Annotated in this window: 1 pseudogene; it reads right to left on the bottom strand. The window is 35.5% G+C overall.

Annotation, left to right across the window (positions count from 1 at the left end):
* Positions 1-299: pseudogene (locus ACFINC_RS09670) on the bottom strand (hypothetical protein); the annotation flags it as partial.

The raw sequence follows: 299 nt of genomic DNA, 5'->3' as shown, positions 1-299 counted from the left end.
TATACATTGTCAGAAACGACGGCATTATCGTAAACATGAGCAGCCCAATCAATACGAGCAGAGCCTAATATTTTTGCATTGCCATAAACAAAGCCCTTTACATAAGCATTATCAGCAATTTTCGCATTATCAGAGATTTTTGCATCAAAAACGATATTAGCTTTATTACAAACAAAGGCATTGTCATAAACTTGACCACGAACGATAGCATTGTCATTAATTTTTGCATTGCCATAAACATGAGCATTTGCACTGAAAACCCATGCATCATCATTAACAACGGCATTGCCATAAACTTT

Source organism: Bartonella sp. AP58NXGY, assembly GCF_042195785.1.
Taxonomy (GTDB): Bacteria; Pseudomonadota; Alphaproteobacteria; order Rhizobiales; family Rhizobiaceae; genus Bartonella.
This window is presented reverse-complemented; position numbering and strand designations above follow the sequence as displayed.